Origin of the sequence: Streptomyces sp. NPDC006552, from assembly GCF_040611655.1 — a bacterium.
Lineage (GTDB): Bacteria > Actinomycetota > Actinomycetes > Streptomycetales > Streptomycetaceae > Streptomyces.
In genome coordinates this window covers 94,916-116,213 of sequence record NZ_JBEXOS010000003.1, presented here as the reverse complement: position 1 = coordinate 116,213, position 21,298 = coordinate 94,916, and the positions used below count along the sequence as shown (strand labels likewise).

Sequence of the window (21,298 nt, the reverse complement as noted above, 5' to 3'; positions counted from 1 at the left end):
TAGGGAAGAGTCCGGGGTGGCGGGCGGATCCGCCACCTCACTCTTCCACCCTTCCCGTGCCCGGGCGGTTTCGCCCTGTCCGGGTGCGCGACGACAGGAGCCGAGCCGTTGAAGGCGCTCGTCAAGGAGAAGACCGAACCGGGACTGTGGCTGACGGACGTGCCCGAGCCGGCCGTCGGCCCCGGTGACGTACTGATCAAGGTGGCGCGGACCGGGATCTGCGGCACCGATCTGCACATCCGCGCCTGGGACGGCTGGGCGCAGTCCGCCGTCCGCGCACCGCTGGTCGTCGGCCACGAGTTCGCCGGCGAGGTCGTCGCCACCGGCCGGGACGTCACCGACATCGACGTCGGCGCCACCGTCAGCGGCGAGGGCCACCTCGTCTGCGGCAAGTGCCGCAACTGCCTCGCCGGCCGGCGCCACCTGTGCCGGGCGACGGTCGGTCTCGGCGTGGGCCGCGACGGCGCGTTCGCCGAGTACGTCGCGCTGCCCGCGGCGAACGTCTGGGTGCACCGCGTCCCCGTGGACCTCGACGTGGCGGCGATCTTCGACCCGTTCGGCAACGCCGTGCACACCGCGCTCTCCTTCCCGCTCGTCGGCGAGGACGTGCTGATCACCGGCGCGGGACCGATCGGCCTGATGGCCGCCGCCGTCGCCCGGCACGCCGGCGCGCGCCACGTGATGATCACCGACGTCAGCGAGGAGCGCCTGGACCTGGCCCGCAAGATCGGCGTCAGCCTCGCCCTGAACGTCGCCGACGCCGCCATCGCCGACGGCCAGCGCGCGCTCGGCCTGCGCGAGGGCTTCGACATCGGCCTGGAGATGTCCGGCAACCCGGCCGCGATGCGCGACATGCTCGCCAACATGACGCACGGCGGAAAGATCGCCATGCTCGGCCTGCCCGCACAGGAGTTCGCCGTCGACTGGGCCCGGATCGTCACCTCGATGATCACCGTCAAGGGCATCTACGGCCGCGAGATGTTCGAGACGTGGTACGCCATGTCGGTCCTCCTGGAAGGCGGACTCGACCTCGCCCCGGTGATCACCGGCCGGTACGCGTACACCGACTTCGACGCGGCCTTCGACGACGCGGCGAGCGGCCACGGCGGCAAGGTCATCCTCGACTGGACCGTCTGACCTCCCTCAACCCCCAAGGACTTCCGGCATGTTCGACAACGTACGCGACGCGTTCCAGGCCACCCTCGACGAGATCGTCGCCGCGGGCCTGCACAAGCCCGAGCGGGTCATCGGCACCCCGCAGTCCGCCACCGTCGACGTGACGGGAGGCGGGCGCCCCGGTGAGGTGCTGAACTTCTGCGCCAACAACTACCTGGGCCTCGCCGACCACCCCGAGGTCATCGCCGCCGGTCACGCCGCACTCGACCGCTGGGGCTACGGCATGGCCTCCGTCCGCTTCATCTGCGGCACGCAGGAGGTGCACAAGGAACTGGAGGCGCGGCTCTCGGCGTTCCTCGGCCAGGAGGACACGATCCTCTACTCCTCCTGCTTCGACGCCAACGGCGGCGTCTTCGAGACCCTCCTCGGCCCCGAGGACGCGGTGATCTCCGACGCCCTCAACCACGCCTCGATCATCGACGGTATCCGGCTGAGCAAGGCCAAGCGTTTCCGCTACGCCAACCGCGACATGGCCGACCTCGAGACCCAGCTCAAGGCGGCCGGCGACGCCCGCCGCAAGCTGATCGTCACCGACGGCGTCTTCTCCATGGACGGCTACGTGGCCCCGCTCGACGCCATCTGCGACCTCGCCGAGCGCCACGGCGCCATGGTCATGGTCGACGACTCGCACGCGGTCGGCTTCGTCGGCCCCGGCGGCCGCGGCACCCCCGAGCTGCACGGCGTCATGGACCGCGTCGACATCATCACCGGCACCCTCGGCAAGGCCCTCGGCGGTGCCTCCGGCGGCTATGTCGCGGCCCGCGCCGAGATCGTCGCGCTGCTGCGCCAGCGCTCGCGCCCCTACCTGTTCTCCAACAGCCTCGCCCCGGTCATCGCCGCCGCCTCCCTGAAGGTCATCGACCTCCTCGAGACCGCCGGTGAGCTGCGCGAGCGTCTCGCCGCCAACACCAAGTTGTTCCGCAGCCGGATGACCGAAGAGGGTTTCGACATCCTCCCCGGTGACCACGCGATCGCCCCCGTCATGATCGGCGACGCGTCGGTGGCGGCCCGGATGGCCGAGCTGCTGCTGGAGCGCGGCGTCTACGTGATCGGCTTCTCCTACCCGGTCGTGCCGCAGGGCCAGGCGCGTATCCGCGTCCAGCTCTCGGCCGCGCACTCCACCGAGGACGTGAACCGTGCCGTGGACGCCTTCGTGGCGGCCCGCGCGGAGCTGGGCTGACCGCGGTTCCCGGGGCGATGCGGCCCGGTTTGCGGGCCTTCGCACCCGGTGTGCGTATCCGGCCGGCGGGTTTGGGAGAATCGGCGGCATGATCGAAGCGCGGCGGCTGCACATCCTCCGGGCGGTGGCCGACCACCGTACGGTCACGGCGGCTGCCGCCGCGCTGTACCTCACCCCGTCCGCGGTCTCCCAGCAGCTGACCGCGCTGGAACAGGAGACGGGCCACAAGCTGGTCGAGCGCGGCGCCCGCGGCGTGCGGCTCACCCCCGCGGGCGAGATCCTGCTCACCCACACGAACGCCGTCCTGGCCCGCCTCGAACAGGCCGAGGCGGAGCTGGCGGCGTACAGCGCGGGGGAGGCCGGCACGGTGACGCTGGCCTCGTTCGCCACCGGCATCGGCCTGGTGGTCGGTCCGGCCCTGGCGCGCCTCGCGGGGACCGCGCCCGGCATCCGGGTCCGGGTCCAGGACGCCGAGGGCGACGCCAGCCTGCCGATGCTCCTCGACCGCCGCATCGATGTCGCGGTCGCCGTCGAGTACCGGGGCGCCCCGGACGCGGACGACGACCGGATCACCCGGGTCGCGCTCTACGCGGAGCCCTTCGACGCGGTGCTGCCCGTCGCCCACCGGCTCGCGGAGGCCGGGCGGGTACCGGTGGCCGACCTCGCCAAGGACACCTGGATGGGCCCCTACCCGGGCAATCCGTGCCATGACGTGGTCGTCCTGGCCTGCGAACACGCGGGGTTCTCCCCGCGGTTCGAGCACTCCTCCGACGACTTCCGCGCGGTCGTCGCCCTCGCCTCGGCGGGCGCGGGCGTGGCCCTCGTCCCGCGCTCGGCCCTGGTCGGCATGGACCTCTCCGAGGTCGTCGTCCGCCCGATCGAGGGCGTCGCGCCCACCCGCAAGGTCTTCGCGGCCGTCCGGCACGGGGCCGAGGCGCACCCGCTCATTCGTCCGGTCCTGGACGCGCTCGGCGAGGCGGCCCGCGGCTGAGCCGGTCGGGCGCCTCCGGATTTCGTACCCCATCCGTCTCACATCCGGGATAACGTGCCGGATATGAGACGTGAGAGTGATGTGCCACCACGAGAGCCCGGCACCGCCGTCGAGACCGGACCCGACCCGGTCGACGCCCGGCTCGGCGCCCGCCTGGCCGAGTTGCGCGCCGAACACGGCTGGTCCCTGGGCGACCTGGCGGACCGCAGCGGCGTGAGCCGCTCCACCCTCTCCCGTGCCGAGCGGGCCGAGATCAGCCCGACCGCCGCCCTCCTCAACCGGCTCTGCGCCGTCTACGGGCGCACCATGTCCCAGCTCCTCAGCGAGGTCGAGTCCGCCCCGGCCCAGGTCGTCCGCGCCCCGGAACAGTCCGTGTGGCGCGACGACGCCAGCGGCTTCGTCCGGCGCTCGGTCTCGCCCCCGCTGCCGGGCCTGCGCGCCGAACTGGTCGAGGGCAGGCTCGAACCGTACGCCGACATCGCCTACGACCGGCCGCCCCTTCCCGGCCTGGAACAGCACATCTGGGTGCTGGACGGCCGCCTCGCGCTCACCGTCCAGGGCACCACGCACACCCTCACGACCGGCGACTGCCTGCGCTTCCGGGTGTGGGGCCCGACGCACTTCCACTGCCCGGGCCCCGAGGCCGTGCGCTACGCACTGGTGGTGGTCCGCCCATGACACCCCCGCACCCCGTCCAGCGCCTGACACCCGCTCAGTTCGCCGCGCACGCCGGGGCATTGGGGGAGCTGCTCGCCGACGTGGTCGACGGCGGCAACTCCCTCGGCTTTCTGCGCGGGCTGACCGCCCGGGCCGCCGCCGACTGGTGGCGCACCCGCACCCCGGCCGTGGAGAGCGGCGCCCTCGCCGTCTGGGTGATCCTGGACGAAGCCTCCGGCCGGTGCACCGGCACGGTCTCCCTCGCCGTCGGCGACATGGCCAACGGCCGCCACCGGGCCGAGATCGCCAAGCTGATGGTGCACCACTCGGCCCGCGGCCGCGGATACGGCCGCGCGCTCCTCGCCGCCGCCGAACGGGCCGCCGCCGACGCGGGCCGCACCCTCCTCGTCCTCGACACCGAGACCGGCAGCCCCGCCGAGACCCTCTACGCCGCCGCGGGCTGGGCGCGGGCCGGCGTCATCCCCGACTACGCGACCGACCCGGCCGGGACCCCGCGGCCCACGACGCTGTTCTACAAGCGGCTCGCGCGGCCCCTTGCGGCCGGTCAGCAGGTATGAGCGCCGACGGGGCAGGGGAGGTGCAGAGGACCCGTACACCGCACCGGCGATCAGGAGCCCCACCATGACCGACCCCGCCTACACCACCAGCGCCCTCAGCACCGGCGACGGCGCGGCCGTGGCCACGTACACCTGGCTGCCCGACGGCGGCAGGCCCCGCGCCTTCGTCCAGATCGCGCACGGCGCGGCCGAGCACGCGCTGCGCTACGACCGCTTCGCCCGCCACCTCGTCGCCCATGGCTACGGTGTCATCGCCTCCGACCACCGCGGCCACGGCGCCACCGCCGTGACCACCGGCGGCTACGGCGTCACCGACGACGCCGAACCGGACACCGTCGACGCCTGGATCGCCGTCGTCGAGGACATCAAGGCAATCGGCGACCAGGCGCGCGCCCTGTACCCGGACGTCCCCTTCGTGCTGCTCGGCCACAGCCTCGGCTCGCTGCTGGCACGCGACTACGTCCAACGGCACGCGGACGACCTGGTCGGCCTCATCCTCTCCGGCACGTTCCGCTCGCTGCCCGGCGCCGACACCGAGGGGTCCATCGCCGCCCTGGAGGCGGAGATCGCCCGCTCCGGCCGGGCCGCGCTCTCCTCCTACGTCCCCGACCTCTTCGCCTCCTTCAACGACCCCTACCCGCACCGCACCGGCTTCGAATGGCTCTCCCGGGACGAGGCCGAGGTCGACGCGTACGTGGCCGACGAACGCTGCGGCTTCCCGTTCTCGGCGGGCCTCGCCCTGGACTGGGTCCGGGCCGTGCGCCGCATCAACGACCCGGCGAACCTCGCCCGCGTCCCCGCCGACCTGCCCATCCACGTGGCGGCCGGCACCGAGGACCCCTGCAACCAGCGCATGACCCTGGTCCACGAACTCCTGGAGGACTTCCGCTACGCCGGTGTCACCGACCTGACCTGGCGGGGCTACGAGGGGGCGCGCCACGAGATCCTCAACGAGACCAACCGCGACGAGGTCCAGGCCGACCTTCTCGCCTGGCTGGACAAGCGCGTGCCCTGACCGGCCCCGGGCGCGGTTGTCAGTGCCCTTGGCTACGGTTCCTTCCATGCCGGACGCCGAGGATGTACGCGCCATCGCCCTGTCCCTGCCGGAGACGACGGAGAAGACCGCCTGGTCCATGCCGACCTTCCGGGTCGCGGGGAAGATGTTCGCCACGCTGCCCGAGGAGGAGACCTCGATCGCCGTGCGCTGCCCCAAGGAGGAGCGCGACGAACTGGTCCTCGCCGAGCCGCGGAAGTTCTGGATCGCCCGGCACGAGGCGTCCTTCGCGTGGGTCCGCGCCCGGCTCGCCGCACTCGACGACACGGACGAGCTGCGCGCCGTCCTCACCGACTCCTGGCGCCAGGCGGCCCCGCCCCGACTGCTCGACGCCCACCCGGAGTTGGCCCAGGGGCCCGCGGACTGAACCTCCGTGGGACCCGCCCGGGCCCGCGTGGCATGATCCGCCCGTCGGGGTGGACGCGGTGCGAGGGAGACGGGGCGGGTATGGGCGGGGACGGGACGGAAAGCGGTTGCTCGCGGGAGGGCCCGGGGACCCGGCCCCCTGCTCCGGTTCCGGGGGAGGGGGCGGCCGGCGCCGGGCTCCGTCCGGGTGGGGCGGGTCGGCGCCGGGGCGGGCGGCCCCGTCCGGGTGAGGTGAGTGGCGGCGGCGCCTCGCCCCGGCCGCGGGGCATCTGGTCGCGGGACTTCGGACTGTTCTTCACGGCGCGGGCCGTCGCCAAACTCGGCGACACCATGCTGCCCGTCGCCCTCGCCGCGGGCCTGCTCCAGTACGGGTACGGCGCGGGCGCCGTCGGCCTCGCGATGGCCGCGTCCGTCGGCTGCTTCGCCGGGCTCGTCATCTTCGGCGGGGTCTTCGCGGACCGCTTCAGCACCCGGTGGCTGATGATCGGCGCCGATGCCACGCGCCTGCTGTCCCAGTCCCTCGCCGCCGTCATGTTCTTCACCGGGCACGTCGTGCTCTGGCAGATCTGCGTCATCGGCGCCGTCAACGGCGCGGCCTCCGCCCTCTTCCAGCCCGGCGTCGCCAGCACCGTGCCCCGCCTCGCCGACGACGTCCAGGCCGCGAACGGCGCGATCCGCGTCGCCGAGTCCGGCTCCCAGCTCGCGGGCCCCGCGGTCGCGGGCCTGCTCGTGGCGTTCGCCTCCCCGGGCCTCGTCTTCGCCGCGCACGCCGGAACGTACGCCCTGAGCGCCCTGTGCCTGCTCCTCCTGCGCCTGCCGCCGATGCCGCCCGGCAGCGGCCCTTCCCGCCAGCGGTTCCGCACGGACCTCGGCCAGGGCTGGCGGGAGTTCCGCGCGCGCACCTGGCTCTGGGGCGTGATCGCCATCTGGTGCGTCCTGATGATCGGCGCGTCGGGCCCCGCCCTGCCCCTCATCGCGACGCAGGTCACCCAGGAGTACGGCCCGCGCGCCTACGGCCTGGTCAACTCCGCACTCGGCGCGGGCACCGTCATCGGCGGCGTGATCGCCCTGCGGCTGCGCCCGCGCCGCATGCTCCGCGCCGGTTCCGTCGCCCTGTTCGCGTTCGCCCTGTTCCCGGCCGTGGTCGGCGCGGGGCTGGGCGTGCCCGGCATGATGGCGGGCTGCGCCGTCGCGGGCGCGGGCATGTCGTTCTGGGGCGTGATGTGGGCGACGAGCGTGCAGACCCAGGTACCGCGCGACGTCCTCAACCGCATCCACGCCTACGACGTCGCGGGCTCGCTCGCCATGGCCCCGGTCGGCCAGGCACTGGCGGGTCCCGCGGCGGAGGCGTTCGGCACCCGCCATGTGCTCCTCGCGGGCGGAGTCGTCACGGTCGCCTGCGCGGCGGCTCTGCTGTCCGTACCGGCGATCCGCGGCTTGGTGCGGGCGGATGTGCCCCCGGTCCGGGGCGCGCCGCTGCCGGAGCGGGAGCGGGAGGGCGACGGGGTGGCGGCGCGGCCGGGGGCGGGGTGAAGCGGGTGCGGGCCTAGCCCCTGCCTGACACCGCCGGCCCCGTAAGGGATGCGCGACCACGGCCCTGAATGCGGTATGGTTTCGGTGCACGTTCGGCCAGGGGAAAGCCCAGGTCAGCGGGTGCCGGGACGTGGCGCAGCTTGGTAGCGCACTTGACTGGGGGTCAAGGGGTCGCAGGTTCAAATCCTGTCGTCCCGACAAGTTCGAACATTCGAACGTCGCAGGTGAAGGGCCGTTTTCGAACGGCCCTTTTTCTGTTTCCCGCCCAACGCCCGCACCTCCGGCGGCAGCGGTCTCACGACTCCGTGACAGCGACCCGAATTCCCCGCCCGCACCGGTGATTTAGCCGATGGCGCCAGAGCCCGGCCCCGCCACCCTGGTCGGACCACGTACCCGCATCCCCCCTCAGGAGGGCTCCATGGGCTCCACCTCGCGTCGCTCCCCGCGCCGGCTGCTCGGCGTACTCGTCGCCGGCGCCGCCGCGCTCACCCTCTTCTCCTCGGCCACGACGGCCGGCGCAGCGGATGCCCCCGCCGCCGCCGCGCGCACCACGGCCGGTCAGGCCACCGCCGCACAGCCGCTGTCCACCAGCACCCCGGTCGTCTTCGTCCACGGCTACACCGGCAACGCCTCGAACTGGGTCACCGCCATGAGCGTCTTCCGCGCGAGCGGCTGGTCCAGTTCCAACCTCTTCGCCTACGAGTACAACTCGTACGGCAACAACATCGCCAACGCCCAGGGCCTCGCCACCTACGTCAACACCGTGAAGGCGCGGACCGGAGCGAGCAAGGTCGCGATCGTCAACCACTCCATGGGCGGGCTGGTCAGCCAGTACTACCTGAAGGTGCTGGGCGGCGACACCAGCGTCAGCCACCTCGCCTCGATCGCCGGCGCCAACCACGGCACCACCTCCGCCGGCGCCTGCCTGATCTACACGACCTGCCAGCAGATGTACCCGGGCTCCTCGTTCATCTCCCAGATCTCCTCCGGCGACGAGACGCCCGGCTCCACCAAGTACGCCACCTGGTACTCGGCCTGCGACGGCGTCATCCTCCCCTACACGAGCACCCGGCTCACCGGAGCGACCAACAACAACGTGGCCTGCCAGACCCACATCGGGTACCTGACCGACACCGCCGTCCTCGGCCAGATCGCCCGCTTCGTCGCGTCCTGACCGACATCCTTGCGGGCCGCCCGGCCCACTGTGCGGCAGTCCCGCCGCCGGCAGTCGCGTCTCGCTGCCGGCGGCAGGGCCTCAGTCGCCGAAGGGGCCGGTGCGGCCGGGGCCCCGGGCCGGGATCGGCCCGCGCGGTCCGGACAACTCCGCACCCGGCCCCGCTGTCCCTACCGCACCAGACAAGGCCGCTTCCCATCGAACTCCCACCCCGGGACCAGGTACCGCATGGCCGCCGCGTCGTCGCGGGCGCCCAGGGCCTTCGAGCGGTACAGCTCGTGCGCCGCGAGCAGGCGGTCCATGTCGAGTCGGACGCCCAGGCCCGGGGCGTCGGGGACGGCGATCTGGCCGTCCTCGATGCGGGGCGGGGCGACCGTGAGCTGTTCCAGGCCCTCCTGCCAGATCCAGTGCGTGTCCAGCGCGTTGTAGTCGCCCGGCGCCGCGGCTCCGCAGTGCGTGACCATGGCCAGCGAGATGTCGAAGTGGTTGTTGGAGTGGCAGCCCCAGGTCAGCCCCATCGCGTTGCACAGCTGCGCCACCCGCACCGAGCCCTGCATGGTCCAGAAGTGCGGGTCGGCGAGGGGGATGGAGACCGACTGCAGGGCGATGGCGTGGGTCAGCTGACGCCAGTCGGTGGCGATCATGTTCGTCGCCGTGGGCAGCCCGGTGGCGCGGCGGAACTCGGCGAGCACCTCGCGCCCGGAGTAGCCGCCCTCCGCCCCGCAGGGGTCCTCGGCGTAGGCGAGCGTCCCGACCAGCGGCGCGCACAGTTCGACGGCCTCGCGCAGCGACCACGCGCCGTTGGGGTCGAGGGTGATCCGGGCCTGCGGGAACCGCTCCTTGAGCGCGCGCACCGCCTTGACCTCCTCCTCGCCCGCCAGCACGCCGCCCTTGAGCTTGAAGTCACGGAACCCGTACAACTCGTACGTGGCCTCGGCCTGGCGGACGATCGCCTCGGGGGTGAGGGCCTCCTCGTGGCGGATGCGGTACCAGTCGACGGTCGCGTCGGGGGCCCGGACGTACTCCAGGTCCGTGCGGCCGGGGTCACCGACGTAGAAGAGGTAGCCGAGGACGCGTACGGCGTCGCGCTGCTGTCCGTCGCCGAGCAGGGCGGCGACCGGCACGTCGAGGTGCTGGCCCAGGAGGTCGAGGAGCGCCGACTCGACGGCGGTGACGGCGTGCACCGTGGTGCGCAGGTCGAAGGTCTGGGCGCCACGCCCGCCGGTGTCGCGGTCGGCGAAGCGGTGCTGTATCTCGCGCAGGACGCGCTGGTAGTCACCGACCTTCGCGCCGACGACGAGCGGCTCGGCGTCGCGCAGGGTCTGCGTGATCTTCTCCCCGCCGGGCACCTCGCCGAGCCCGGTGCGGCCCTCGGAGTCGGTCAGGACCACGATGTTGCGGGTGAAGTAGGGGCCGTGGGCGCCGGAGAGGTTCAGTTCCATGCAGTCGCGGCCCGCCACGGGGTAGACGGCGAGGGCGGTGACGGTGGGCTGGTTGCTGCGCATGATCCGGTCGGTTTCCTTCTGGACGGCGTGCGGAGGGACGAGGGAGGCAAAGGCGGCGGGCGCCGGTGTCACAGCCCGAGCGTAGTGACGGCCCATTCGCCGAGGAGGACCCCGCCGAGCCCGAGGACGGCGAGCACCGTGGTGTAGGTCGTACGGACCTTGATCGCCTGGGTGACCGAGAGGTTGAAGTACTCCTTGAAGAGCCAGAAACCCGGGTCGTTGACGTGGGAGAACGCGATCGAACCGCAGGAGACGGCGAGCACCATCATCTCGGGGCTCACGCCGCTGCCCGCGAGCAGCGGCAGCACCACACCGGAGGCGGTGACGACGGCGACGGTGGCCGAGCCGAGGGCGATCCGCAGGATCACCGCGATGAGCCAGGCGAGGATGAGCGGGGAGATGGACCAGGAGTGGGTGACGTCCTTGATGTAGTCGGCGATGCCGCCCTCGACGAGGACGTTCTTGAAGGCGCCGCCCGCGCCGATCACCAGCAGGATCATCGCCATGGCCTGCGCCGCGGACGTGCAGGACGAGCTGACCTCGGCGAGGCTGCGCCCGATGCGCGGTCCGAACGCCCAGACCGCGAGGAGCAGCGTCAGCAGCAGCGCGACCGGCGCCGAGCCGAGGAACGCGACGGTGTGCAGGAGCGGGCTCTCGCCGGAAGCCGCCATGTCGACCACCGCGGCACCGGCGATCAGCACCACGGGGAAGAGCGCCACCGACAGCGACCAGCCGAGGCCGGGCATCTCCTCGTCGGTGAACTCGCGTTCGGTCACCAGGCCCGCGGGGATGGCCGGGTTCATCGCCCGCACGAACGGCAGCCGCGGCCACAGCAGCGCGATGAACGCGCCGACCGGGATCGCGATGAACAGGCCGTAGAACAGGGTCAGTCCGACGGAGGCGTGGAACGTCGCCGCGACGGCGGTGGGGCCGGGGTGCGGGGGCAGGAAGCTGTGCATCGTGGACAGGGCGATCGACATCGGCAGCCCGACCCACAGCAGCTTCGCGCCGGTCACCCGCACCAGCGTGAACGCGATCGGCACGATGATGATGAAGGCGACCTCGTAGAACATGGTCACGCCGATCAGCATCGACGTGACCACCATGGCGACCTGGACCCCGCGGGGGCCGAAGGCGTCGAGGAGCTTGCCGGCTATGCGCTGGGCCGCGCCGGAGTCCCCCAGCACGCGGCCGACCATGGCGCCGAGCCCGATGGTGAGCATCGTGTCGCCGATCTGGCCGCCGATGCCCTCCGCGAGGACGTCCGGGATGTCCGCCACCGGGATGCCCTGGACGACGCCGACGCCGACCGCCACCAGCAACAGGGCCGCGAAGCCGTTCAGTTTCAGCCTGGTCATGAGCAACAGCAGAACCAGAACACTGATCCCGACGACGACGAGTGGCATGTCAGCTCCTCTTTGAACTGTGGGCTGGAGCAACCGCCCTGACGCAGACGCGAGCGCAGGCGGGCGGGTGGGCCAGGGTGTCCGGAGCGCGGGGCCCGGCGGTCCGCTCCGGGCCGCATACGGCGGCAGAACCGCGGAACGGGTGGCTGAGTTGACCGTAGAGACGGTTGCGATGCACGTCTAAGTCGAATTTTGTTGGCTGCCATACCCTGCCGGTATGGAACCCGTCGCGGCCCGACCCGGGCGGTGCTATTGATGCCCTGCAGGTATTACCGAATCCAAAACTTGTGTTGGACGGGAATCGTCGCCGTCCGTAGCGTCACCGGTAGCAGGACAGCGGCTCGCCGCACCACCGCGCCGCACCGTTCCCCGACTTCCAGGAGTGCCGCGATGACGTCTTTCTCTCCCGCAGAACTGGGCCGCCGCATCGGCTCCGGCCTGCTGTCCTTCCCGGTGACCCACTTCCGCGACGACCTCTCCTTCGACGAGGAGGCCTACCGCGAGCACGTCGCCCGGCTGTCCAAGTACGACGTCGGCGGCCTCTTCGCGGCCGGGGGCACGGGCGAGTTCTTCTCCCTGACCCCCACCGAGGTCGAGCGGGTGGTGAGCGCAGCGGCCGACAGCGCCCCGGACGGCACCCCGATCCTCGCCCCGGCCGGGTACGGCACCGCCACCGCGACCGAGTTCGCCGCCGCGGCCGAACGCGCGGGCGCCGACGGCCTTCTCCTCTTCCCGCCCTACCTCACCGACGCCTGCCAGGACGGTCTCGCCGAGCACGTCGAGGCGGTCTGCCGGGCCACCTCGCTCGGCGTCGTCCTCTACAGCCGCGCGAACGCCGTCTACCGCGCCGACACCGTCGCCCGCCTTGCCGAGAGCTGCCCCAACCTCATCGGGTACAAGGACGGCGTCGGCGACATCGACACCGTCACCCGCATCCACGCCCGCCTCGGCGACCGCCTCACCTATATCGGCGGGCTCCCCACCGCGGAGACCTACGCCCTGCCCTACCTCCAACTCGGCGTGACCACCTACTCCTCGGCCATCTTCAACTTCCTGCCGGAGTTCGCCCTCGCCTTCTACGCCGCCGTGCGTGAGCAGCGCCAGGCCGACGTCACCGCGATGCTCTCGGACTTCGTCCTGCCGTACACCGCGCTGCGCGACCGGCGGGCCGGCTACGCGGTCAGCATCGTCAAGGCGGGGCTGACCGTGACCGGCCGGAGCGCAGGACCGGTCCGGCCGCCGCTCACCGACCTCACCGCGCGGGAGCGCGACGAGCTGGCGGCCCTGGTCGCCGGCGTGTCCGGCGCCTGAGCCGCGCCCTGCCACCGCCGGTGCGCGCCCGCGCGACCGGCCCGGTTCGCCGGGACCCGGCTACGTCGTCACGGCGTCGCGGCCCCGCTGTCGGTGCGCGGCCTCGGGGCGAGGAGTTCGGCCAGCCCGTGGCGCGTGGCGGCGAGGACGACGCGGTCACTGGGGCGCAGGACGTACCCCGGATGCAGGTTCCAGACCAGGCCGGGAGGCGCGGCGGGAGCGTCCTCGTCCGGGGAGGCCGCGAGGTCGGGCCTGCGGTCGCCCGGCGCGGTCGAGTCGATGGCCAGCACCCGCCAGGCCCCGGGCCTGAAGGACTCGGTGACGGTGCGTCCCTCCAGCTGGGGGTGGCCGGCCACATCCAGGGCGGCGAACAGCAGCACCTTGCGTTCGACGGGGATCGCGCCCAGGATCTGCCGCCCCATCATCGCCCCGGCGAACGAGGGCGCGGCCAGCGTGGAGACGCTGCGGCTACGGGTCAGGGCGCGCGGGTGGGCGGCGCGCAGGGTGCGGTAGACGGCGGTGGCGAACGCGTCGTCGTACAGACGCAGCGAGACCCGCAGATCCGGCTTGAGGGAGCGCGCGTACAGCGCCGCCTCCAGGTTCGTGGTGTCGTGGCTGGTGAGCGCCAGCAGGGCGTGGGCGCGGCGGATCTTGGCGGCCTCCAGGACCCCTTCGTCGCGTACGTCGCCGATGAGGGTGGGCACCCGCAGGCGCCGGGCGAGGGGGATGCCGCGGGCCTCCGGATTCTCCTCCACACACACGACGGGGATGCCGAGTTCGTGCAGCCGGGCCAGGACACGGCTGCCGACCTTGCCGAGTCCGAGCAGCACGACGTGACCGGACAGGCCGCGTGGCGGGCGGCGCAGCGCGGAGGCGGTGCGGAAGGTGCCGAAGGCCTCCAGGGCCGCGGCGAGCAGCACGGGCAGGAGCAGCAACCCCGCGAGCCCGGTGAGCAGTTGGAGGACCTGGCGGGAGGCGGGCTCACCGATCGCCGGGTCGTCGATGGCGAACAGATCGAGCAGCGTGAGGTACGCGGCACTGAGCGGATGGCGCTCGGTCGTGGCCCAGGTGGCGAGGGCGAGCCCCAGGACGCAGAGCACGAGACCGGCGAGCGACCAGCGCAGGCGGCGCGAGAACAGCGAGCGGAGCGGCAGTCCGCGGCCGGCCAGGCGCCGGGGCGCCGGGTGCGGGCCCGCGTGCGTGACCGTGTCCAGGACCACCGTGCCGCGGCCGGTGGCGGCGGTGACCGTGGCGTCGTCGGGCAGCAGCAGGGGCCCGTCCTGCCCCGACGCGTCCGAACCCTCGGTGCCCGCCGGGTCGTTGTAGGTGGCGGACAGCAGGGCGAGCGTGCACAGACCCGGGTCGGCGACCTCACCCCGGCCCGGCGGGGTGCGCTCCGCCGCGCGCAGCAGCAGCCCGTCGGCCTGGACGACCTTGCTGGTCCCCGCGACGGCGGTCGCGGCGAGGGCAGGGGCGGCGGTGTCCGCGTCGGACAGCACGGTGGTGGAGGTGTCCAGCGCGTCGGGATCCAGGCCCGGCTGCGCCAACGCAGCCGCCTGGTCCAGGAGTTGCGCGAGGTGCTGGCCGAGCTTGCGGTCGTAGAGGCGGATCACCAGGCGCAGGCGCGGGTTGAGCCGGCGGGCGGCGAGCGCGGCGCGGATGTTGGTCTCGTCGTCGTCGTGCACGAGGGCCAGCGCGTCGGCCCGGGTCACTCCCGCCTCGGTGAGGGCCTCCTCGTCGAGCACCGGCGCTTCCATGACGCGGGGTGCCGTACCGGCCAGGGAGTCGGCCACCGCCGGGGCGGCCCGGTTCATCGCGGCCTGTACGCGGCTGATCAGGGCGGCGGCGCGGATCCGGCCCCCCGTGTCCGGCCGGGCCGTACCGGCCGGGCGCACGGCCGGTACGACGATGGTGACCTGGGTGCGGTACAGCACGCGCAGCTCGGCGGCGAGCCGTTCGGCCAGGGCGTCGTCGCCGCAGACGACCATGTGGCGGGGCAGGGCGGGGTGGGAGGCCTGGTGAGGGAGTGGCACGTGGGTCATGGTGCGGGTTCGCGGGGGGCCGCGTCCAGCGCGGACGGGTCGCCCGGGACGGGACCGGGGCGGAGCCGGCCCCTCTTTCGGGGGCGCCCCGAACCCCCGTACTCTGCGCGGCTGTTCGGCCGCGGCCCCGCCGGACCGCTCAGTCCTCCAGAGAAGCCACGTAGGGCGCCAGCTTGGCCGGGTTCATCACCCACATGAGACGGTCGATGCCGTCCGGCGAGGCGTCGGCGCAGAGCAGGGCGACCGCCTTTCCGCCGGCGAAGACCAGGACGGCCGGAAGGCCGTTCGCCTCGACCCACCGGACCTGCGAGCGCGGCCAGAACCGCGGGGCGAACGCCACGAGGTACCGCGAGACGTGCGGGCGTCCGACCACCGGGATCCTGGACGCGCCCCGGATCCCGCCACCGTCCGAGTAACTGACGACGTCGGCGCTGAGCAACTCCTCCAGGACCGCGAGGTCACCCGTCCGGGCCGCGGCGAGGAACACCTCCAGCAACCGCCGGTGTGCCGCCGGCGTGACGCGCTCCTTGCGCTCGGCTGCCAGGTGCCGGCGGCCGCGGCTCACCAGCTGACGGGCGTTGGCCTGGCTCGTCTCCAGGATCTCGGCGATGCGCCCGTAGGGGTAGTCGAACGCTTCCCGGAGCACGTAGGCCGTGCGCTCGACGGGGTTCAGCTTCTCCAGGAGCAGCAGCACCGCCATCTCCAGCGCCTCGGCCCGCTCCGCGCCGAGCTGCGGGTCCGGCGCGGTGTCGACGGGCTCGGGAAGCCAGGGCCCCACGTACGACTCCCGGCGCACCCGGGCGGACTGGGCCAGGTTGAGCGCCAGCCGGGTGACGACCGTGGTCAGGAAGGCGGCGGGTTCGAGGACCTTCGAACGGTCCGTGTTCTGCCAGCGCAGCCAGGCGTCCTGGACGACGTCTTCGGCCTCGGTCGCGCTGCCCAGGACGCGGTAGGCGATGCCGAACAGCTGTGAACGCACCGCGAGGAAGGTGTCAGCCGCTCGGCCGAGGTCGTCGGCGTCCGAGCCGGCGCCGGCGCCTGCGCGCATGGATCATCCCTTCAGGCGGCGTGCGCCACATGCTACAAGCGGGGCGTGCTCCCCGGCCCGCCACCTGACCCGCGCACCCGTACGTGTCACAAAGGAACGACATGTTCGGTCAGCACTGACGTGAGGGTGGCGGGCGACCGCTCGGCACCCTCCTCCCGACCCACTCTCCGAGGAAAGGCGTGTCATGAAGATCGCAGTCATCGGCGGCACCGGACTGATCGGCTCACAGGTCGTCCGGAACCTGGACGCCGCCGGCCACGAGGCCGTACCGCACTCCCAGTCCACCGGAGTCGACGTCATCAGCGGGCAGGGGCTCGACGAGGCGGTCGCCGGGGCCGACGTCGTGGTCAACCTGACCAACTCCCCGACCTTCGACGACGCCTCCCCGGCGTTCTTCCGGACCTCGATGGACAACCTCCTGGCCGCCGCGCACCAGGCCGGCGCCGGGCACTTCGTCATCCTCTCGATCGTCGGCGTGGACCGGGTGCCGCAGCTGGACTACTACCGCGCCAAGGTCCTCCAGGAGGAGATCCTGAAGGCCGGCCCGGTCCCGTACTCGATCGTCCGGGCCACACAGTTCATGGAGTTCATGGACTCCGTGCTCTCCTGGACCGCGGACGACGACAGCGTCCGGCTGCCGGCCACGCCGATCCAGCCGATCGCCGCCAAGGACGTGGCCGCCGAGGTGGCCGGGGTCGCAGTGGGCTCCCCGCTGAACGGGGTCCGCGACATCGGCGGTCCCGAGGTCTTCACCCTCGACGAGCTGGGCCGGTTGATCCTGTCCCGCAAGGGTGACTCCCGCACCGTGGTCACCGACCCCACCGCCGGCATGTTCGGGGCCGTCGAGGGCGATGTCCTCACCGACCGGAGTGCACATCTCGCCCCCACCCGCTACGCGGACTGGCTGGCCTGACAGCGCACCCGGCGGCGGCCGGGTCAGTCGAAGCGCAGGCTCCCGGTCCGCTCCCGCTTGAACTCGAAGAAGTCCGGGTGCCCGGCGAGGGTGCGGACGGCGTCGAAGAGGCGGGCCGCCTCCTCACCCCGGGGGATGCTGTTGAGCACCGGCCCGAAGAAGGCCGTGCCGTCGAGGTGCAGGGTGGGCGTGCCGACGTAACCGCCCGACGCCGGGTCCCCGCCCGCGTCGTGGCTGCGCCGCAGCGCGGCGTCGTGGTCGGCCGAACCCGCGGCGCCCGCCAGCTCCGCCGGCAGCCCCAGCTCGGCGAGGGCGGCGGCGGCGACGGCGTCGAAGTCCTGCTCACCGCGCAGGTGGACGCGGGTGCCGAGGGCGGTGTAGAGGTCACGCAGCACGCCGGGGGAGTGCTGCTCCGCCGCGACGGCGACGCGGACCAGGCCGAGCGAGCGGTCGACGAGATCGCGGTACCAGGCGGGCAGTTCGTTGCCCTTGTTGTGCAGGTAGAGGCTCATGACGTGGAAGTGGACGTCAAGGTCGCGCAGCGGTTCGACCTCCAGGATCCAGCGTGAGGTGATCCAGGCGAACGGGCAGGCGGGATCGGAGTAGTAGTCGACTCGGGTCGTGGTCATGGCTCCAACCTAGGCAGCCATTGGCCCGCCTCCCCGGGCCAATCGGCTTCCTGTCGATTGGGCCATTACAGCCGCGTCCGGCCCGGCCGGGCCGGACGCGGGAGCCGCTGTCAGCAGCTGCCGTCCGACACCTTCAGGCCCGTGCCCGCCCCGGCCGTGCGGCTGACGACGGCCGGTACGCAGCTCGCCTTGTCGAGCGTGTAGGCGTACGGGATCGAGACGCTGGTGGTGGACGTGACGGCCGGGCCCGCCGGGTTGTTCTCGTCCCCCCGCTCGGACCAGGTCACGTTGTCGAAGGTGTTGCCGCTGACCTGCCAGTACCCGGCCTCGTCGGTGTAGAAGGTGCCGAGGACGTCCTTGGAGTCCTTGAAGTAGTTGTTCTCCACCTTCGCCTTGGCGCCGGCGCGGGAGTTGATGCCGGACTCGTTCAGGTGGACGTACGAGTTGTTGTAGATGTGCGCGATGCCGCCGCGCAGCAGGGGCGCGCGCGAGTCCAGGTTCTCGTACAGGTTGTGGTGGAACGTGACGTAGCCGTTGGACCGGTCGCTCTCGCTGGAGCCGATCAGGCCACCGCGCCCGGAGTTGCGCAGCGTGCTGTAGGACAGGGTCACGTACTGGGTGTTGTTCTTCATGTCGAACAGGCCGTCGTAGCCCTCGGACTCACCGCCGGACGCCGCGAGGGAGACGTGGTCCACCCAGACGTTGCGGACGTTCTTCTCCATGCCGATGGCGTCACCGCCGTTCGAGGTGGGCGAGCCGGACTTCTTGACGTTCTTGACCGTCACGTTCTGGATGATGATGTTGCTCGACTCGCGGATGTGGATGCCCAGTTGGTCGAAGACGGCGCCGCTGCCGACGCCGACGAGCGTGACGTTGCTGATCTGCTTGAGCTCGATCACGCCGGCGGCGGTGCTGCAACTGTCGCCGGAGACCTTGGCGGTGTTGCCGTGGTTGATCGTGCCCTCGACCTGAATGACGATCGGGGTGTCGTCGGCGGCGCGCTCGCACAGGGCCTGATGGATCTGGGTGCCCGTGGTGGCCCGTACGGTCCTGCCGCCCGCGCCGCCGGTGGTCCCGCCGTTCTGGCTCGCGTAGCCGGTGGCTCCGGCGGCCGCGGCGGACGCCTGCGGCATCGACAGGGCCGTGCCGAGTCCGGCGGCGAGGGCCGCCGCGGTCAGCGTCGCGGACAGGCGCAGTGCCATGGGTCGTCTCATCCTGGTCTCCCAGTTCGTCGTCGCGGGCCGGCGGGGGCCGGTCCAGCCCCTAGTGGTCGCGACGGCGCGATGGGTTGCCGGGTCAGGCGCGCACGCGGCGCCCTTCGCGCGGAGGTGGCCGGCGCAGGCTCACGCGGTGACCTTCGCGAGGAACGTCGCGACGTTCGCCAGGGTCCGCCCGACCTTCTCCTCGGTCGTGAGCGTCTCGTGCAGCCGCGCGCCCATCCCCGCGTCCTTCTTGCCGCGCACATACAGCGAGCAGGCGAGATCGCTGCACATGTACGCGCCCACCGAGTTCCCCTGCTTGCCGGCCTTGCCCGCCTTCGGGGCGACCATCAGGGCGACGCCCCCGGTGTGCGTGGTCACGCACAGCGAACACATGCTGCGCCGCGTCTGGGAGGCGGCGGAGTGCGAGGAGCGCAGCGCGACCCCCTGGAGCTGCCCGTCGATCTCGGCGACCAAGTAGGCGCGGTCCGGGGCCTGCGGGTCCCGCCAGCCGAAGAAGTCCAGGTCGTCCCAGGGACGCTCGGCCAGGTCGTGCGGTACGTGCATCCGCTTCGCCTCACCCTTGGTGCAGTTCACGAATGCGGAACGGATCTCCCGTTCGGTCAGTGGCTTCATAACAGCGAGGCTAATTTGCCTAAAGGTTTTAGGCAAACGCATAATGGTTGACGGTCGACTGGGAGGTCATACGGTGATGGTGCGAGTGGGACTGAACGCGGAGCGCCTGGCGCGGGCGGGGGCGGAGCTGGCCGACGAGGTCGGCTTCGAGCACGTCACCGTCTCGGCGCTCGCCCGGCGTTTCGACGTCAAGGTCGCGAGCCTGTACTCGCACGTGAAGAACTCGCACGATCTCAAGGTCCGCATCGCTCAGCTCGCGCTGGCCGAGATGGCCGACCGGGCCGCCGAGGCGCTGGCCGGCCGGGCGGGCAAGGACGCCCTGGCCGCGCTGGGCAATGTCTACCGGGACTACGCCCGCGAGCACCCCGGCCGCTACGCCGCGGCCCAGTTCCGCCTCGACCCGGAGACGGCCGCGGCCAGCGCCGGGGTCCGGCACTCCCAGATGACCCGCGCCCTGCTGCGCGGCTACGACCTGACCGAGCCCGACCAGACCCACGCCGTCCGCCTCCTCGGCAGCGTCTTCCACGGCTACGTGAGCCTGGAGATGGGCGGCGGCTTCAGCCACAGCGCCCCCGACTCGGACGAGACGTGGCGGCGCACGCTGGAGGCGCTGGACGCGCTGCTGCGGAACTGGCCCGGGCCGGACGCCCCCACCACCGACCGATCGACAGGCTGAGGTCATGACCACCGAACACACCTGGATCTCCACGCCCCTCACCCCCGGCCTGCTGCGCGGTGCCCTCGACGTCGAGCGCACCGAACGCGGCCTGCTGCCCCACCGGCTCCCCGCCCGGGCCCGCGCCCAGAACAGCGACGGGCAGCTGGCCATGGTCGAGGCCCAGCCCTCCGGCGTACGGCTCGCGTTCCGCACCCGGGCGACCGTCGTGGAGCTGGACACCCTGCCGACCAAGCGCGCCTACGCGGGCGTGCCGGACAGGTCCGACGGGACGTACGACCTGCTGGTCGACGGGGTGCTCGTGCGGCAGGGCAGCGTGTCCGGCGGCGACGTCCTGACCATCGACATGGCCTCCGGGAGCTTCGACCGCACCCCCGGCGCCCCGGGCACCCTGCGCTTCGCCGACCTGCCCGGCGCCATGAAGGACGTGGAGATCTGGCTCCCGCACGACGAGACCACCGAACTCCTCGCCCTGCGCGCCGACGCGCCCGTCGAGCCCGCCGCCGACCACGGCCGCCCCATCTGGCTGCACCACGGCAGCTCCATCAGCCACGGCTCCGCCGCCGCGAGCCCGACGACCATCTGGCCCGCGCGCGCCGCCGCGCTGGGCGGCGCCGAGCTGATCAACCTGGGGTTCGGCGGCGGCGCCCTGCTCGACCCGTTCACCGCGCGGGCGATGCGCGACACCCCGGCCGACCTGCTCAGCGTCAAGATCGGCATCAACATCGTCAACTACGACGCGATGCGGCTGCGCGCCTTCGGCCCCGCCGTCCACGGCTTCCTCGACACCCTGCGCGAGGGCCACCCGACGGCTCCGCTGCTCGTCGTCTCGCCGATCCTGTGCCCGATCCACGAGGACACCCCGGGTCCCGGAGCGCCCGACCTCGCCACCCTCGCCGAGGGGCAGCTGAAGTTCCGGGCGATGGGCGATCCCGCGGAGCGGGCGTACGGCAAGCTCACGCTGAACGTGATCCGCGCGGAGCTGGCCCGGATCGTGGCCGAGCGCGCCGCCGACGACCCGCACCTGCACTACCTCGACGGCCGCGAGCTGTACGGCGAGGCCGACTTCGCGGAGCTGCCGCTCCCCGACGACATCCACCCCGACGCCGCCGCCCATCAGCGGATCGGCGCACGCTTCGCGGACCTCGCCTTCGGGTCCGGCCGGCCCTTCGCGCCAGCCCGACGTCGGGCGACGGAGCGGGCGGGTTAGCATATGAGCGCCGC

At 72.6% G+C, this 21,298-nt stretch carries 19 protein-coding genes, 1 tRNA gene and 1 pseudogene; 14 read left to right on the top strand and 7 right to left on the bottom strand.

Annotation, left to right across the window (positions count from 1 at the left end):
- Positions 1–108: 108 nt before the first annotated feature.
- From tdh to ABZY33_RS02960, 10 genes are all read left to right on the top strand, one after another.
- Positions 109–1,137: an L-threonine 3-dehydrogenase gene (gene tdh / locus ABZY33_RS03005; protein ID WP_356489677.1), complete on the top strand. Its 1,029-nt coding sequence runs from the start codon at positions 109–111 to the stop codon at positions 1,135–1,137.
- Between the two features lie 28 nt (positions 1,138–1,165).
- Positions 1,166–2,356: a glycine C-acetyltransferase gene (locus ABZY33_RS03000; protein WP_356489676.1), complete on the top strand. Its 1,191-nt coding sequence runs from the start codon at positions 1,166–1,168 to the stop codon at positions 2,354–2,356.
- An 88-nt stretch (positions 2,357–2,444) separates the two neighbouring features.
- Positions 2,445–3,347: a LysR family transcriptional regulator gene (locus tag ABZY33_RS02995; protein WP_356489675.1), complete on the top strand. Its 903-nt coding sequence runs from the start codon at positions 2,445–2,447 to the stop codon at positions 3,345–3,347.
- Positions 3,348–3,410: 63 nt separating this feature from the next.
- Positions 3,411–4,025 (top strand): helix-turn-helix domain-containing protein, encoded by a 615-nt coding sequence (locus ABZY33_RS02990; protein ID WP_356489674.1) that lies wholly within the window; start codon positions 3,411–3,413, stop codon positions 4,023–4,025.
- Positions 4,022–4,582, top strand: a complete 561-nt coding sequence (locus ABZY33_RS02985; protein WP_356489673.1) for a GNAT family N-acetyltransferase — start codon at positions 4,022–4,024, stop codon at positions 4,580–4,582. The genes ABZY33_RS02990 and ABZY33_RS02985 overlap by 4 nt, the downstream gene beginning before the upstream one ends.
- Before the next feature lie 64 nt (positions 4,583–4,646).
- On the top strand, positions 4,647–5,597 hold the full coding sequence (locus ABZY33_RS02980) for an alpha/beta hydrolase (protein WP_356489672.1): 951 nt from the start codon (positions 4,647–4,649) through the stop codon (positions 5,595–5,597).
- Between the two features lie 46 nt (positions 5,598–5,643).
- Positions 5,644–6,003 (top strand): MmcQ/YjbR family DNA-binding protein, encoded by a 360-nt coding sequence (locus ABZY33_RS02975; protein WP_356489671.1) that lies wholly within the window; start codon positions 5,644–5,646, stop codon positions 6,001–6,003.
- Between the two features lie 230 nt (positions 6,004–6,233).
- The gene (locus ABZY33_RS02970; RefSeq protein ID WP_356489670.1) at positions 6,234–7,535 is read left to right on the top strand and encodes an MFS transporter; all 1,302 of its coding nucleotides are present in this window, start codon (positions 6,234–6,236) and stop codon (positions 7,533–7,535) included.
- Positions 7,536–7,659: 124 nt separating this feature from the next.
- Positions 7,660–7,733 (top strand) — tRNA-Pro (locus tag ABZY33_RS02965).
- A 220-nt stretch (positions 7,734–7,953) separates the two neighbouring features.
- Positions 7,954–8,709, top strand: a complete 756-nt coding sequence (locus ABZY33_RS02960; RefSeq protein ID WP_356489669.1) for an alpha/beta fold hydrolase — start codon at positions 7,954–7,956, stop codon at positions 8,707–8,709.
- 170 nt (positions 8,710–8,879) lie between these two features.
- On the opposite strand, the gene ABZY33_RS02955 is transcribed toward ABZY33_RS02960, so the two are convergent.
- Together ABZY33_RS02955 and ABZY33_RS02950 are read right to left on the bottom strand one after the other, a co-directional pair.
- Positions 8,880–10,214: an enolase C-terminal domain-like protein gene (locus ABZY33_RS02955; protein ID WP_356489780.1), complete on the bottom strand. Its 1,335-nt coding sequence runs from the start codon at positions 10,212–10,214 to the stop codon at positions 8,880–8,882.
- Between the two features lie 68 nt (positions 10,215–10,282).
- Positions 10,283–11,620, bottom strand: a complete 1,338-nt coding sequence (locus ABZY33_RS02950; protein ID WP_356489668.1) for a gluconate:H+ symporter — start codon at positions 11,618–11,620, stop codon at positions 10,283–10,285.
- Between the two features lie 390 nt (positions 11,621–12,010).
- Between ABZY33_RS02950 and kdgD the strand changes: the two genes are divergently transcribed.
- The gene (gene kdgD / locus ABZY33_RS02945) at positions 12,011–12,931 is read left to right on the top strand and encodes a 5-dehydro-4-deoxyglucarate dehydratase (RefSeq protein WP_356489667.1); all 921 of its coding nucleotides are present in this window, start codon (positions 12,011–12,013) and stop codon (positions 12,929–12,931) included.
- A 68-nt stretch (positions 12,932–12,999) separates the two neighbouring features.
- Here kdgD and ABZY33_RS02940 read toward each other — a convergent pair whose 3' ends face one another.
- Together ABZY33_RS02940 and ABZY33_RS02935 are read right to left on the bottom strand one after the other, a co-directional pair.
- Positions 13,000–14,919, bottom strand: coding sequence for an NAD-binding protein (locus tag ABZY33_RS02940; RefSeq protein WP_356489779.1), 1,920 nt, complete (start codon positions 14,917–14,919; stop codon positions 13,000–13,002).
- Between the two features lie 193 nt (positions 14,920–15,112).
- A complete protein-coding gene (locus ABZY33_RS02935) occupies positions 15,113–16,021 on the bottom strand; it encodes an RNA polymerase sigma-70 factor (RefSeq protein ID WP_356489666.1) in 909 nt (302 codons plus the stop codon).
- A gap of 184 nt (positions 16,022–16,205) precedes the next feature.
- Here ABZY33_RS02935 and ABZY33_RS02930 point away from each other — a divergent pair, with 184 nt between their 5' ends.
- Entirely contained in the window at positions 16,206–16,934 is a 729-nt protein-coding gene (locus ABZY33_RS02930) for an SDR family oxidoreductase (RefSeq protein WP_356489665.1), read from the top strand.
- A 23-nt stretch (positions 16,935–16,957) separates the two neighbouring features.
- Here ABZY33_RS02930 and ABZY33_RS02925 read toward each other — a convergent pair whose 3' ends face one another.
- The 3 genes and pseudogenes from ABZY33_RS02925 to ABZY33_RS02915 all read right to left on the bottom strand — a co-directional run bounded on the left by ABZY33_RS02925 (position 16,958) and on the right by ABZY33_RS02915 (position 19,398).
- Complete coding sequence (locus ABZY33_RS02925; protein WP_356489664.1) at positions 16,958–17,563, bottom strand: DsbA family protein; 606 nt, start codon at positions 17,561–17,563, stop codon at positions 16,958–16,960.
- Positions 17,564–17,676: 113 nt separating this feature from the next.
- Positions 17,677–18,777, bottom strand: a pseudogene (locus tag ABZY33_RS02920) (polysaccharide lyase family 1 protein); the annotation flags it as partial.
- A gap of 129 nt (positions 18,778–18,906) precedes the next feature.
- Complete coding sequence (locus ABZY33_RS02915) at positions 18,907–19,398, bottom strand: FBP domain-containing protein (protein WP_356489663.1); 492 nt, start codon at positions 19,396–19,398, stop codon at positions 18,907–18,909.
- Positions 19,399–19,474: 76 nt separating this feature from the next.
- Here ABZY33_RS02915 and ABZY33_RS02910 point away from each other — a divergent pair, with 76 nt between their 5' ends.
- Both ABZY33_RS02910 and ABZY33_RS02905 read left to right on the top strand, forming a co-directional pair.
- On the top strand, positions 19,475–20,074 hold the full coding sequence (locus ABZY33_RS02910) for a WHG domain-containing protein (RefSeq protein WP_356489662.1): 600 nt from the start codon (positions 19,475–19,477) through the stop codon (positions 20,072–20,074).
- Positions 20,075–20,078: 4 nt separating this feature from the next.
- Positions 20,079–21,284 (top strand): GDSL-type esterase/lipase family protein, encoded by a 1,206-nt coding sequence (locus ABZY33_RS02905; protein ID WP_356489661.1) that lies wholly within the window; start codon positions 20,079–20,081, stop codon positions 21,282–21,284.
- The last annotated feature ends 14 nt before the right edge of the window (positions 21,285–21,298 follow it).

Bases quoted from the DNA above. Each gene is read 5' to 3' on its own strand.
- ABZY33_RS03000 (WP_356489676.1), top strand. From the start codon at position 1,166: ATGTTCGACAACGTACGCGACGCGTTCCAGGCCACCCTCGACGAGATC.
- ABZY33_RS02995 (WP_356489675.1), top strand. From the start codon at position 2,445: ATGATCGAAGCGCGGCGGCTGCACATCCTCCGGGCGGTGGCCGACCAC.
- ABZY33_RS02990 (WP_356489674.1), top strand. From the start codon at position 3,411: ATGAGACGTGAGAGTGATGTGCCACCACGAGAGCCCGGCACCGCCGTC.
- ABZY33_RS02985 (WP_356489673.1), top strand. From the start codon at position 4,022: ATGACACCCCCGCACCCCGTCCAGCGCCTGACACCCGCTCAGTTCGCC.
- ABZY33_RS02980 (WP_356489672.1), top strand. From the start codon at position 4,647: ATGACCGACCCCGCCTACACCACCAGCGCCCTCAGCACCGGCGACGGC.
- ABZY33_RS02975 (WP_356489671.1), top strand. From the start codon at position 5,644: ATGCCGGACGCCGAGGATGTACGCGCCATCGCCCTGTCCCTGCCGGAG.
- ABZY33_RS02960 (WP_356489669.1), top strand. From the start codon at position 7,954: ATGGGCTCCACCTCGCGTCGCTCCCCGCGCCGGCTGCTCGGCGTACTC.
- ABZY33_RS02955 (WP_356489780.1), bottom strand. From the start codon at position 10,214: ATGCGCAGCAACCAGCCCACCGTCACCGCCCTCGCCGTCTACCCCGTG.
- ABZY33_RS02950 (WP_356489668.1), bottom strand. From the start codon at position 11,620: ATGCCACTCGTCGTCGTCGGGATCAGTGTTCTGGTTCTGCTGTTGCTC.
- kdgD (WP_356489667.1), top strand. From the start codon at position 12,011: ATGACGTCTTTCTCTCCCGCAGAACTGGGCCGCCGCATCGGCTCCGGC.
- ABZY33_RS02940 (WP_356489779.1), bottom strand. From the start codon at position 14,919: ATGGTCGTCTGCGGCGACGACGCCCTGGCCGAACGGCTCGCCGCCGAG.
- ABZY33_RS02935 (WP_356489666.1), bottom strand. From the start codon at position 16,021: ATGCGCGCAGGCGCCGGCGCCGGCTCGGACGCCGACGACCTCGGCCGA.
- ABZY33_RS02930 (WP_356489665.1), top strand. From the start codon at position 16,206: ATGAAGATCGCAGTCATCGGCGGCACCGGACTGATCGGCTCACAGGTC.
- ABZY33_RS02925 (WP_356489664.1), bottom strand. From the start codon at position 17,563: ATGACCACGACCCGAGTCGACTACTACTCCGATCCCGCCTGCCCGTTC.
- ABZY33_RS02915 (WP_356489663.1), bottom strand. From the start codon at position 19,398: ATGAAGCCACTGACCGAACGGGAGATCCGTTCCGCATTCGTGAACTGC.
- ABZY33_RS02910 (WP_356489662.1), top strand. From the start codon at position 19,475: ATGGTGCGAGTGGGACTGAACGCGGAGCGCCTGGCGCGGGCGGGGGCG.
- ABZY33_RS02905 (WP_356489661.1), top strand. From the start codon at position 20,079: ATGACCACCGAACACACCTGGATCTCCACGCCCCTCACCCCCGGCCTG.